General features: G+C 44.9%; 7 protein-coding genes. 4 read left to right on the top strand and 3 right to left on the bottom strand.

Annotated elements, in window-relative coordinates:
- Positions 1-154 precede the first annotated feature (154 nt).
- The 4 genes from ahcY to ABIO93_RS15285 all read left to right on the top strand — a co-directional run bounded on the left by ahcY (position 155) and on the right by ABIO93_RS15285 (position 10,359).
- Positions 155-1,471 carry an adenosylhomocysteinase gene (gene ahcY / locus ABIO93_RS15300; RefSeq protein WP_348069142.1) on the top strand — a complete coding sequence of 439 codons (1,317 nt, stop codon included), beginning with the start codon at positions 155-157 and terminating at the stop codon, positions 1,469-1,471.
- A 201-nt stretch (positions 1,472-1,672) separates the two neighbouring features.
- Positions 1,673-5,914: a M4 family metallopeptidase gene (locus tag ABIO93_RS15295; RefSeq protein ID WP_348069140.1), complete on the top strand. Its 4,242-nt coding sequence runs from the start codon at positions 1,673-1,675 to the stop codon at positions 5,912-5,914.
- A 189-nt stretch (positions 5,915-6,103) separates the two neighbouring features.
- Positions 6,104-6,280: a hypothetical protein gene (locus ABIO93_RS15290; protein ID WP_348069138.1), complete on the top strand. Its 177-nt coding sequence runs from the start codon at positions 6,104-6,106 to the stop codon at positions 6,278-6,280.
- Between the two features lie 32 nt (positions 6,281-6,312).
- The gene (locus ABIO93_RS15285; protein ID WP_348069136.1) at positions 6,313-10,359 is read left to right on the top strand and encodes a M4 family metallopeptidase; all 4,047 of its coding nucleotides are present in this window, start codon (positions 6,313-6,315) and stop codon (positions 10,357-10,359) included.
- A gap of 46 nt (positions 10,360-10,405) precedes the next feature.
- Here ABIO93_RS15285 and ABIO93_RS15280 read toward each other — a convergent pair whose 3' ends face one another.
- The 3 genes from ABIO93_RS15280 to ABIO93_RS15270 form a co-directional block, all read right to left on the bottom strand.
- Entirely contained in the window at positions 10,406-11,269 is an 864-nt protein-coding gene (locus ABIO93_RS15280) for a mechanosensitive ion channel family protein (RefSeq protein WP_348069134.1), read from the bottom strand.
- Positions 11,270-11,449: 180 nt separating this feature from the next.
- Complete coding sequence (locus ABIO93_RS15275) at positions 11,450-12,301, bottom strand: SHOCT domain-containing protein (protein WP_348069132.1); 852 nt, start codon at positions 12,299-12,301, stop codon at positions 11,450-11,452.
- Positions 12,302-12,338: 37 nt separating this feature from the next.
- Positions 12,339-13,418 carry a M48 family metallopeptidase gene (locus tag ABIO93_RS15270; protein ID WP_348069130.1) on the bottom strand — a complete coding sequence of 360 codons (1,080 nt, stop codon included), beginning with the start codon at positions 13,416-13,418 and terminating at the stop codon, positions 12,339-12,341.
- Positions 13,419-13,428: the final 10 nt, after the last annotated feature.

Genomic DNA, 13,428 nt, shown 5'->3' with positions numbered 1-13,428 from the left:
CCTGTCACTCAGATAGGCTCTATAATAAGGCCGTGTTAGATAAAATATCTGAATTATGTTTCAAAATCACAATTTGTATCTATTTTTCTTCCCCTCCGTGGTTTTTCTACTTAGTTTTGCAAAAGAATATAGACATTAACTAAACTGTAAAATAATGGCAACGTCAACAGACACGTACATTCCTTACAAGGTAAAAGACATTACGCTGGCCGAATGGGGCCGTAAAGAAATTACACTAGCAGAAGCTGAAATGCCGGGTTTAATGGCAATTCGCGCTGAATACGGTCCATCGCAGCCCCTTGCAGGTGCACGTGTAGCTGGCTGTCTGCACATGACAATCCAAACTGCTGTTTTGATCGAAACATTGACAGCTTTGGGTGCAGAAGTTACCTGGTCATCTTGCAACATTTTCTCGACACAAGATCACGCAGCAGCGGCGATCGCAGCAGCAGGTATCCCTGTGTATGCATGGAAAGGAATGAATGAAGAAGAATTCAACTGGTGTATTGAGCAAACACTGTTCTTTGGTGAAGATCGCAAGCCATTGAATATGATCCTGGATGACGGTGGTGACCTTACCAACATGGTTTTCGACGAATATCCGGAGTTGATCGAAGGTATCAAAGGGCTTTCAGAAGAAACTACGACTGGTGTACTTCGCTTGTATGATCGTTTGAAAAACGGCACATTGCATTTGCCAGCGATCAATGTAAACGATTCAGTTACAAAATCTAAGTTTGATAACAAATACGGCTGCCGCGAATCGCTTGTAGATTCAATTCGTCGCGCAACTGACTTAATGCTTGCTGGTAAAGTAGCAGCAGTAGCAGGTTATGGTGATGTAGGTAAAGGTTCAGCTGAGTCGCTTCGTGGTGCAGGTTGCCGTGTATTGGTTACTGAAATCGACCCGATTTGTGCATTACAAGCTGCAATGGACGGTTTTGAAGTAGTAACAATGGACGAAGCCGCTACACGTGCAAACATTTTCGTAACAGCAACTGGTAACTACAAAATTATCACTGACCGTCACTTCCTTGCAATGCGTGACAAAGCTGTAGTTTGTAACATCGGTCACTTCGATAACGAAATCGACATGGCTTGGTTGAACACAACATTCGGCGGTTCTAAAGTGCAGATCAAACCACAGGTTGATATCTATTCAGTTGAAGGCAAAGATGTCATCGTTCTTGCAGAAGGCCGTTTGGTAAACCTTGGATGTGCAATGGGTCACCCATCATTCGTCATGTCATGCTCATTCTCAAACCAGACTCTGGCACAGCTAGAACTTTGGACAAACACAGCGGCTTACGAGAAGAAAGTATATGTACTTCCAAAAGCATTGGACGAAAAAGTAGCAGCGCTACACCTATCACACGTAGGCGCGAAACTGGAAACACTTTCAGAAGAGCAAGCTGCCTACATCGGCGTTTCAACTTCCGGACCCTTCAAAGCAGAGACTTACAGATATTGATATAAGTTAAGGTTCAAAATTGCCAGACTCGCCAGGTTTTTAAAACATGGCGAGTCTTTTTATTTGGTTACATGTCTCCAAAAAACCAAATAAACCGCCTGGTCATTCCTCTCCACCGTCTGGTAATCGCTTTCTTTTAAGCACGTTAGATTCCCCATATTTCTCCGGTAAATCAATCTGTGAACCTACATCAGACCTACCATGAGAAAAACCCTACCTCTTTCAGTTGTTTTTATTTTTTACAGTTTTGTCGCATTTGCCCAGAATACCCGACAGCGCGACATTGATGCTTTCATCGCTCAAACAGGCGCAGTCGCCACGACGGACAAAGCGACTAACTCCCTCAATTTTCTCCGTTTCCCTATTGAAAGCCCATTACAGCTGCCTGGCTCTTCGCCCCAGGAGAAAGCGCTTTCTTTTATCAGCATCTATTCAAACTTGTTTGAAAAAAGAACGGGTAAAGATTCGTATCTGGTCAAGGAAAATAAAAGAGACAACTACGGTCTGGATCACGTCACAATGCAACAATACTACGAGCGAGTACCGATTTTTGACGGGGTTTTAAAATTCCATTTCAATGCAAATGGCGGGCTAACATCCCTGAATGGAAACTTCATCATCGCCGAAAAATTGAATGCTACACCTTCCATTTCAAGGGAAGATGCCAGCCAACTGGCCATCAAACTGGTGACCGGGCAGAAGATGGGCAAGTTTTCAGCACCATTGAAAATCAATAAAAATACATTGCTGGTTTTCCAAAAAGGCCTCGCACAAGGCTATCGAGGCGCTCTGCATTTGGTGTACGAGGTAGAGGTGCGTAATGATGCCGATGTGAGGGAATTCTTGTATATCGATGCGCATAGCAAAGAGCTGGTAGAGCAATTTACGGGCATGCACGGCATTGATCGGAAGCTGTACGAGACTTCTATTTCGGCGCCGAACCTTAAATGGCAGGAAGCAGATGGCATACCCAGTGCAAAGTTCTCAGCACTGGACCAATGGCAAAAGTCGGAGATTGAATCGGCCGGGCATATTTATAATTTGATGAAGAATGCATTTGGGCATAACTCGTATGACAATGCGGGGGCTGCGATGGTTACTATTAATAACGATCCGAATGTTGGTTGTCCCAATGCCAATTGGAATGGCGTATCTGCAAACTATTGTACCGGAGTAGCTTCTGATGATGTGGTTGCGCATGAGTGGGGGCATGCTTACACCGAACACACGAGTAATTTAATCTATGCTTGGCAGGCAGGGGCTATGAATGAAGCCTATTCTGATATTTGGGGCGAAACCGTGGATCAGTTGAACGGTTACTTTGATAACAGCGAAAGCAACGCGCTGAGAAATGGCTGTGCGAGTTCCGCACGATGGAGAATAGGTGAGCAGGCAAGTGCTTTTGGAGGGGCTATCAGAGACATGTGGGATCCGACTTGTAATAACAATCCGGGCAAAGTTTCTGATCCGCAATACTGGTGCAATACTTCGGATGCTGGTGGTGTACATACCAACTCCGGCATTTTGAACCACGCATTTGCGTTACTCGTTGATGGCGGAACTTATAACGGGGAGGTAATAACAGGGCTTGGACTAACGAAAGCCACACACTTATTCTGGCATGCGCAAGCTTCGCACATGACCAATACAACAGATTTTGCAGCCCAGGCAGATATCCTAGAAGCATCCTTGACCGAGCTCATTGGGGTAGACCTGCCAAAAATTTCGACCGCCGCAGTAAATGGCGGTTTATCCGGCATCAAAATAACAGTTGCCGATTTAGATCAATTGAAAAAAGCACTCTTGGCTGTTGAACTACGACTTGAAAGCGGATGCAGCTTTGACTCGTTTTTCAAACCCGTTTCGCCACTTTGCCAGGGAGCAATGCCCGCCAATGCTTTTTTTTATGACAGCTTTGAAAACGGAATAGGGTCCTGGACGGCAACAAATGCCGGAAGTTCCCCAACCTGGACGCCACGTAATTGGATTATCAGTACATCGCCACCAGCAGGGAGGCCAGGCAAGGTAGCGTATGCCGAAGATTTTATAGGTGGTGACTGCTCGACCAATTTGCAAAATGGCTTAATGAGTTTCGTCAGTCCGCTGATAACAATCCCGGCGAGCGCAACAGGCACACTGCTGATGGCTTTTGATCATTACGTATCTCTGGAGCCCAATTACGATGGGGGTAACCTCAGCTATAAAATTGGCACCGGTGGGTGGGTATTGATACCGAAGTCCGCATTTGTTGACAATCCCTATAACATAACTTTGAATGACGCTCCTGGAAACCCTTTAAATGGGCAACGCGTGTTTTCAGGAAGCGATGTTGGATCGTTCACCTCTAAGTGGGGCCAGAGCAGAATAGATTTGAGCAGTCTTGGAATTACCGCAGGACAGAGTATTCGTTTTCGGTGGGACCTAGGCAGTGACGAATGCGGCGGCTGGGATGGATGGTACATTGATGATGTCAGAGTTTATTCTTGCACTATTCCAACAGTTCAGTTTGTTTCCACCGCTTCAATCTTAAATGAAGGGGAAGCGAATATAGGAGATCTTCAACCAAGTACATGTTTACCATATGTTGAGAAGCTAATTACTGTCAAGATTAACAAGGCACCTTCCAAGCCAGTGACGGTAACCTTCAATGTACCTGTTGGAAATGCTACGCAAGGCTCAGCATTCGACTATACAATAAGCCCGAATTCCTTTATTCTACAAGCTGGAAGTTTGTCAAAAGATATCCTACTACGGGTATACAATGACGCTTATGTGGAAGATAGTGAAACAGCGACGTTGACATATACACTATCCCAGCCAGCAGGGGGCGATGCTACTGCCGAGTCTTTTAATCAACAGCATAAAGTCACAATCGTTGATAATGACATAATACCTGGCATCGGATCCGTAGACCTTGTATCTGCTGACTTCAACAATGGTTTGCCTTTTGGCTGGAATGTGGTAGATGGTGGCGGCTATCCAGATACATGGACGATTCGTGAAATTGAAGAAGCTGCCTTGGATCCAACTGGCCGCCCTCTTTTGTTCATTTCTAGTTTTGACAAAGGCCCTGGTTTAATGGACAAAGTCATCGAGACACCCGTTTTCAATTCCACCGCGATGACTTCACTTAACCTTTCCTTTTTAGAATATTTTCAAGTTTATGACTACGATAATAGCGTACCCGCTGATTTCTTCGAACAAGCATTCGTGGACGTGTGGGATGGATCGTCATGGCATAATTTACTAACCCAAGACGAAGCAAGTGGTTCGTCGGGAGCTTGGGATAATCCGGTTCAAAGGAACATTGTAATTCCATTGATTTACATCAACCCCGCAATGAAAGTACGATTCCGATATGTTGCTGACTACGATTACTGGTGGTTAATTGACAATGTAAAGATTTATGGAAATTATAGCACTAATATCCAAAATACCACTTCACCAACCTCAAGCTCACAATACTTAGGCCCAAACGCAACCGTCTACTTCCACGACCCAACTTCCGGCGATCTCATCGCCAAAATCAAAAACCTCACAGCACACGACTACGGCTGTACGTCTGTCCAAGTTGACCGCGCTGGTACAGATGAAACCGCATGGGTAGGGGCGAAAAACATTACTAAAAAGACATTCAAAGTCACTCCTACCAATGATAATCCCAATGGCAACTACGAAATCACGCTTTACTACAAAGCGTCCGAGCTGCCGAACTTCAATGGAACGGATATAAAATCCATGGGCAAGAGTGAAGGTGGCATCCAGCAGGCTACTCCGGCAAATAGTCTGACCGCCCCGGTGCAAATGGCTATGTTCAATAACGATTATGCCTATACCGCCACTTTCAATTCCGGTTTCAGCGGGTTTGGATTATCCGATGCTGCCGCTGGTGGCGCCCTGCCTGTTACATTGGTTAGCTTTGAGGGCAAGCATACTTCGGAAGGCAATGTATTGGGCTGGGAAACTTCATCGGAAGTCAATAACGACCATTTTATTGTTGAGAGATCGCGTGACGCCGCAAAGTTTGATGAGATTGCCAGAGTAGCCGGAGTTGGAACTTCCGCGGTTCGTAATGCATATTCTTTTATTGATTCCCACTATGACAAAGGGATCAACTACTACCGGTTGAAACAAGTGGATACGGATGGCTCCTTTGCGTACAGCAGAATGATAGTGATCGAGTCTGGTGGAATGAACGAAGTCAAGTATTTTCCTAACCCGGTCCAGTCTTTGCTTAGCATTGAATTGCCGGATCATAACATGCTACAATGTAATGTCAAGGTTTTCAATTCGGCCGGGCAATGTGTCCTGGATAAAGACAGGATCAAGACTAGTAAGGGTAAGATGTCTTTGGACATGGCGAAATTACCGGCTGGTGTGTATCAGATTGTTGTGTCTGATGATATTAGTTCTCACAATTTTTCCGTAGTGAAGATTCCGTGATGAAAAAGATTGGCAGGTCTGGGAGACTCGATCTCCTAGACCTGCCAATCTTTTTAATTTGACTACAAAAAACCAAATAAAACCTCCTGGTCATTCCCCTCCACCGTCTGGTAATCGCTTTCTTTTAAGCACGTTAGATTCCCCATATTTCTCCGGTAAATCAATCTGTGAACCTACATCAGACCTACCATGAGAAAAACCCTACCTCTTTCAGTTGCTTTTGTTTTTTACAGTTTTGTCGCATTTGCCCAGAATACCCGCCAGCGGGACATCGATGCATTCATTGCTCAAACCGGAGCAGTTGCAACGACGGACAAAGCGACCAATTCACTCAATTTTCTCGGTTTCCAATCGGGCAGGCATTAAACCTGAAAGGCGCCCGGCCGGAACAAAAAGCAATGTCTTTTCTGGCTAGCTATCCGGGAATTTTCGAAAAGAAAACGAACAAAGATTCCTATCAAGTCAAAGAAAGTAAAAGGGACAATTACGGCATGGATCACGTCACCTTACAGCAATACTACGACCGCGTGCCCGTTTTCGACGGCGTTTTCAAATTCCATTTTAATAAACAAGGCGGGCTAACCTCTTTGAATGGAAATTTCATTGTCGCTGACAAGTTGAATGCAACACCATCCATTTCAAGCGAAGATGCCGGGCAGCAAGCTATCAAACTGGTGACCGGGCGAAAAATGGGCAAATTCTCAGCACCATTAAAAATTAACAAAAACACATTGCTCGTATTTCAAAAAGGCCTTGCGCAAGGATACCGAGGTGCGCTGCATTTGGTATATGAGGTGGAAGTGCGCAATGATGCGGATGTAAGGGAATTTCTTTATATCGATGCGCATACCAAGGAATTGGTAGAGCAATTTACAGGGATGCACGGCATTGATAGGAAACTTTATGAAACGTCTATTTCAGCGCCCAATTTGAAATGGCAGGAAGCAGACGGAATTGGCAGTGCAAAGTTCGCCGCTTTGGATCAGTGGCAAAAGTCTGAGATTGAGTCTGCAGGGCATATTTATAATTTGATGAAGAATGCATTTGGCTTTAATTCGTACGACAATGCCGGGGCGACTATGGTTACCATTAATAATGATCCAAATGTCGGGTGCCCGAATGCAAAATGGAATGGAGTGACGGCTAGTTATTGTACCGGAGTAGCTTCTGACGATGTGGTGGCACATGAATGGGGACATGCGTATACGGAATATACCAGCGGATTAATATACGCGTGGCAGGCCGGGGCGTTGAATGAAGCTTATTCAGATATTTGGGGTGAAACGGTTGATCAGCTAAATGGATATTTCGATACCGGAGAAAGTAATGCACTCAGGAATGGCTGCGCCAGTTCGGCGAAGTGGAGAATTGGCGAACAGGCTAGCGCATTGGGTGGTGGGATTAGGGATATGTGGGATCCGACTTGCAAAAATCACCCTGGAAAAGTTTCCGATCCACAATATTCCTGCTTTCCGGGTGACGATGGCGGCGTGCATGCAAATTCTGGGGTAATTAACCACGCGTTTGCGCTGTTAGTCGATGGCGGAAATTATAATGGACAGAACATTTCGGCTATCGGCCTCACAAAAGCAGCTCACATTTTCTGGCGGGCGCAATCAACTTACATTACTTCCACCACTGACTTTGCAGCACAAGCTGATATTTTAGAGGCGGTCTTGAATGAATTAATAGGTATTGATTTACCAAAACTTTCTACGTCCGCCCTGCAGGCTGGTTTATCAGGTATCAAGATCACTGCTGCTGATCTAATTCAATTAAAAAAAGTTATTACCGCGGTTGAAATGAGAGCGAATGGCTGCCTTCTCGTTCCCAACTCGAAACCGCTATTTAAAACACTCACACCTTTGTGCAAAGGTGCTCTTCCTGGCAATGCGTTCTTTTATGAAGATTTCGAAAACGGTTCCGGTGCTTGGATCACAAGCAACACAGGATTATTTCCATCGTGGACTCCACGTAACTGGGTAATAGATGATACACCTCCGGGAAGTAGAAATGGGAGGGTGCTATTTGCTAACAATTTTAATGGCGGAGATTGTGTCAATAATTTGCAAAGTGGCTTGATGAGTGTCACAAGTCCGTTAGTAACTATTCCTTTGGATGCAACAGGTCCTTTCAACTTAGCTTTTGACCATTTTGTTTCTTTACAAAATGAATCGGATGGTGGAAATATTAGATATAAGATCGGCAACGGTGCATGGACGCTGATTCCTAAATCTGCTTTTACTGACAATGCATATAATTCGGCGCTACTTAATTGTATGAATGACTGTGACAATCCCCTTCTTAGTCAAGATGTGTTTTCTGGAGGTGACGGCGGCTCCCTTACTTCTAAGTGGGGACAAAGCCGAATAAATCTTAGTGCACTTGGACTGGGTGCAGGCCAAACTATTCAGTTTCGCTGGGATCTGGGGAGTGATGGTTGTGGCGGCTGGGATGGTTGGTATATTGATGATATCATAGTATACTCATGCTCGTTACCAACAGTTCAATTTACAACCACAGCAACAAATGTTAATGAAGGAGAAGCAAATTCACCTGGGGAATTCCCTAATCCATGTTTACCATACATTGAAAAAAAAATTACAATAAAAATAAATAAAGCTCCCTCTCAGCCAGTACTTGTTACGTTAAACCCTTCAACCGGAACCGCGCAAAAGGCTAGTAACGCCGATTATACTCTAATTCCAAATAGCTTCACGTTGCAGGTCGGGACTTTATCAAAAGACATCATGCTACGAGTTTACAATGATGCAAATTTTGAAGGTGATGAAACTGCGCTACTAAGCTATTCACTCTCACTTCCGAATGGAGGCGACGCAAGCCCTGAACTATTTAATCAGCAATATATGGTGACATTCATAGACGATGAATTACTACCAGAAATTAACTCGTTAAATCTTATTGATGCTAATTTCAATGATGGTCTTCCCACTGGCTGGAAAACTGTTGGCGGAGGAGATTTCCCTGAAACCTGGGGTGTCGTGGACTATAAGAGTTTGCAAAAACTGGATCCATCTGGCACCCCGTACTTATATACGAACAGCGGATGGAACTTCCAGGCCCCTGGTCAATTAGAAAGGACAATAGAGACCCCCTCATTTAACTCGCTCAATGCAAAATCATTGAATATCACTTTTTTGGAATTCTTTTTACCAATATCAGGGTTAAACGATTTTCCAGAACAAGCAATGGTCGATGTGTGGGATGGTACTATTTGGCATAACGTCCTAACGCAAAATGAACAGACTGGCGAATCAGGAGACTGGGAGTCTCCCGCCAATAGGAACATCATTATACCAATAACATATCGTAATGCAGCAATGAAAATCCGGTTGAGATACATCGCCGATGGGAATGGTTTGTGGGCGATCGATGATTTCAAAGTTTCAGCAACATACGTTACGAACATAAAAACCACCCTCTCCCAATCCCCCGACAGCCAATACCTAGGCCCCAACGCCACAGTCTACTTCAAAGACCCAACCTCCGGCGACCTTCTGGCTAAAATCAAAAACCTCTCCGCTCATGATTACGGCTGTACCTCTGTGCAGGTAGACCGGGCCGGTGTGGATGAGACGGCTTGGATTGGTGCAAATAAGATCACTAATAAGACATTCCAGGTAACTCCCACCAATAACAATCCGGCCGGGAACTACGAAATAACCCTTTACTACAAAGCCTCGGAGCTACCCAACTTCAATGGGACGGATATCAAATCGATGGGCAAAAGTGAAGGAGGTATCAGTAGCGCAACGGCTGCTACAAGCTCGACCGCGGCTGTGACACATGCTGCGTTTAATGCCGACCATGCTTATACCGCTACTTTCACCACCGGTTTCAGCGGGTTTGGATTATCTGACGCTGCCGCTGGTGGCGCATTACCTGTGACATTGGTTAGGTTCGAAGGGAAAAATACAGCAGAAGGTAATGTCCTGGCTTGGGAAACCTCGGCAGAAGTAAACAATAATCATTTTGTAATTGAGCGATCACGCGACGCAAGAAAGTTCGATGAAATTGTAAGGATAGCCGGAGTTGGCACCTCCGTGGTTCACAATGCATATTCTTTTACCGATGTCAACTATGACAAGGGACTTAATTATTACCGATTGAAACAGGTGGATAATGATGGCTCCTTTGCGTACAGCAAAATGATCGCAATCGAATCTCTTGAAGCAAAAGAATTGAAATATTTCCCCAACCCGGTTCAGTCTTTGCTAAACATTGAATTACCAGACAATGCAATGCAACAATGCAATGTTAAAATCTTCAATTCGGCCGGACAATGCGTGTTGACCAAAGAAAAAGTAAGGTTCGACAAAGGAAAAATGTCGTTGGATCTTTCCAAACTGAACGCGGGTGTTTATCAGGTTGTAGTGTTAGACGAAAGTAATACTCACAACTTTTCAGTGGTGAAGATTCCATAATGATCAGGCCAGACTTGCCAGGTTTTGGAAACCTGGCAAGTCGTTTTTATTCAACCCTACCAGGTACCTGCTCCACCGCTCTCACCGGCGTGGGAAATGCAATATTATTTTCATCAAAAACCCTTTTAACTGCTTTCATAACCGCGCTTTTCGCCGGACCCGGCCCTATTTTGTCTTGATCGATCCAGAAAAGGATTTCAAAATCAATGCTTTTTTCACTGAACTTCATAAAGTTGAGCTCAATCGGTTTCAGCCGGTTCAGGAAATTGAGGTCTTTCATGGCAGATAATGCCAGGTTCTCTACAATGCCCAGATCGTCCTTATAGCCAATGCTGCATTCCAGCTGCACTCTCCGTTCGCCCGAATTTGTGAAATTCACGATCGGTTTCTGGAAAATGTCCTTGCTAGGCAGTTCTACGATCTGTCCCGCAAAATTGTCCAGCTTAACCGAACGCAGTCCAATGGAAAGTACCTTTCCCGTAAATCCATTGGTCTCAATAACATCACCAACCTTGATCGGACGCTGGATCGCTATGAACGCGCCGGAAATGAAGTTGGTCGTCAGATCCTGAAATGCAAAACCCAGCGCCAAAGCCAATACACCTGCACCTGCCAGTAGCGAAGTAACTGTTTTGTCCAGACCTAACACGCCCAGTGAAAAAAACAGTCCGGCAGTAAAAATAGCAATCCGGGTTAAAGCAGAGATCAAACCTACGAGTGCGATATTCTGCGAAGCCCGCCCCAGTATCCTTTCCATAAACCTGCTCCCGTACCTGGACAATGTCCTGAAAACAACCAGGATCAGTACGGCCATGATCACGTTGGGCAGCAGCCGGTATCCTTCAAGCGTCCACCTATCCAGCTTGATTGCGATCGGATCAATTATTTTGGAAATCTGTGCAAATATCATTGTTGTCATTTAACTCCTTCCGGGCGTCGCCGGGTCAGCATTAAACTGGGCACCCGTGCAAATGTTGTATGTTTTTAACAAAAATAAGCAGAGCGGCCCGGAAATTCCAGGTTGCTCTGCTTATTATCCTAAACTTGCCAGGTCTGGGCGACCGCGTCTCTAAAACCTGGCAAGTTTTATTTACAACCGCGCCAGCAACTCTTGCTTCTTAGCTTTGAATTCCTCCTCGGTAATCTGCCCTTTCTCAAAAAGCATATTGACCTTTTCAATCGTGGCAATGATAATGTCTTCCGGGCTGCGGTCAGTCGGGCTGCGGTCAGTCGCACTGCGGTCAGCCGGGCTGCGGTCAGTCGCCTTATGGTCGGTTCTTAAATCCGCAGTTGAGGTCACATCGTACGCAATCCCGGGAGTGGGTTGAGATGGTTCCGACGGTTCCGAAATCACTGATAAGCTACTCAGATCGACGTTTCCATCTTGACTCGTGAACTTGTAAGAATTGCCCGAGCCTTGTTGCTGCGAGATCCCGGTAATGTGGTGATGCTTGGTGTCGTAGATCGTCTTTTTTCCATTTTCCTCAATCACAAGCCTTCGGACAGGAGCAAAGTAGGCGTAACGCAAATTGTTCTGCGAACCACTGGATGTTGGACTTCCAAAAACCGATGGCCATGAATTGCTTTGATTACCCGAAAAGTGACCATTTCCAGGATCTTTTCCATTGGAAAGATCTGATGTTTCTTCGAAAAGCACTTTGGTAGTAACCAGCTCGGATAACTCCATACAAAGCTTATCCACAGTGCTTTTCAATGAATTGTTGAACATATCGCCCACCATTGTCATCCCGCCTTTCATCCATTGCCCGGCACCTCCGAGTTCAGGAATATTAAATTGAGCCATATTACCGTTACCGCTGATGACGGCTTTCAGTAACGACTCGACCGATTCTGTTTTGAGGTTATATTTGGCCGCAATGTCATTAATATTTTGCTGACCTTCCTTTGTCAATGCTTTCATATTCTGATAAGTTCTTTTCATTATACGTCACAAAAACAGTGCCATAGCATTTAATCCGCTACTTTATTCCAATGCTGACCCACTTACGCTGCAACTCCGACTGGTCCCTGATGCCGGTCTGCTCCCTGGCCATCGCTTTGGCATAAGTGATCCTTTCATCCGTTAGTGGATGGCTGCTCAGGATCTCATACTGACCTGCGGCATCTGCATTGTTTTTTAAAAGCTGGAATAAATCGACAAAACCTTTGAGACTGATACCATTGCTTTGGATCACCGTCATTGCCTTTTTATCAGCGTCTGCTTCTAACTCCCGCGAATAAGTAAGGTTAACCAGCATATTGGAATTATCCGCCAGTACAGCAGCGATGCCATTGATGTCATTTAGAAGCAATGAAATGAATAAGTAGCCCGCCAGCGTTCTGAACATGCTTTTTAATGAGTGCCGGTAATGTACATGTGCTACCTCATGCCCCAGCAGTGCCGCCAGCTCTTCTTTCGATTTCATTTTCAAAAGTATCTGGTCAAAAACCACAATATGACCGCCTGGAAGGGCAAATGCATTGACTTCGTTTTCTTTGACAACCGTCACTGTGATCGGGTAGGCTGTTTTGAAATTAATGGATTTGGCAAAGTCATTGACTGCCCGGGTCAGGGAATCATCCACGGTGTACCCGGCAATCATACCGTCGTATATAGAATCTCCAAGACGCTTCTCTACACTTTCCGGGATATTCGACGCTATCTTTTCAGCAACGAATGGCATTATATACAAATACGCCACAGCCAGTAGTGCCAGCAAGAAAAGCACCATACTCACCAGAATCGCATTATTTTTTCTGAAAATATGCGTAAGCTTTTTCTCCAAAAATACTTTCGCCGGGTATTTTTCATTTAATGCAGGCAGTAGAACTTCATCCTTACATTCAATGGTTTGTTGTGGAAAATCACCGTACCTGAAAATTAACAGCGTCGTAAAATTCTGATCAGTAGTGATGTTTTCCAGCTTCCATTTTACCGACTGCAATTCCTCCAATTCGTCGACATAATGAATCAGCCAGTGATCAGACATTAACGTCAGGGTTGCGTCGTGAGAAACAGAGAGCTTGCCGTCGTAATAGCTGATACTGAAATGTTGCATAAATATTGTT

Source organism: Dyadobacter sp., assembly GCF_039919315.1.
GTDB lineage: Bacteria > Bacteroidota > Bacteroidia > Cytophagales > Spirosomataceae > Dyadobacter.
The sequence above is the reverse complement of the archived record's forward strand: the minus strand, read 5'-3'. Positions and strand labels throughout refer to the sequence as shown.

Excerpts from the sequence above, each read along its gene's own strand:
- ABIO93_RS15295 (WP_348069140.1), top strand. The coding sequence starts at position 1,673 with ATGAGAAAAACCCTACCTCTTTCAGTTGTTTTTATTTTTTACAGTTTT.
- ABIO93_RS15270 (WP_348069130.1), bottom strand. The coding sequence starts at position 13,418 with ATGCAACATTTCAGTATCAGCTATTACGACGGCAAGCTCTCTGTTTCT.
- ahcY (WP_348069142.1), top strand. The coding sequence starts at position 155 with ATGGCAACGTCAACAGACACGTACATTCCTTACAAGGTAAAAGACATT.
- ABIO93_RS15275 (WP_348069132.1), bottom strand. The coding sequence starts at position 12,301 with ATGAAAAGAACTTATCAGAATATGAAAGCATTGACAAAGGAAGGTCAG.
- ABIO93_RS15290 (WP_348069138.1), top strand. The coding sequence starts at position 6,104 with ATGAGAAAAACCCTACCTCTTTCAGTTGCTTTTGTTTTTTACAGTTTT.
- ABIO93_RS15285 (WP_348069136.1), top strand. The coding sequence starts at position 6,313 with ATGTCTTTTCTGGCTAGCTATCCGGGAATTTTCGAAAAGAAAACGAAC.
- ABIO93_RS15280 (WP_348069134.1), bottom strand. The coding sequence starts at position 11,269 with ATGATATTTGCACAGATTTCCAAAATAATTGATCCGATCGCAATCAAG.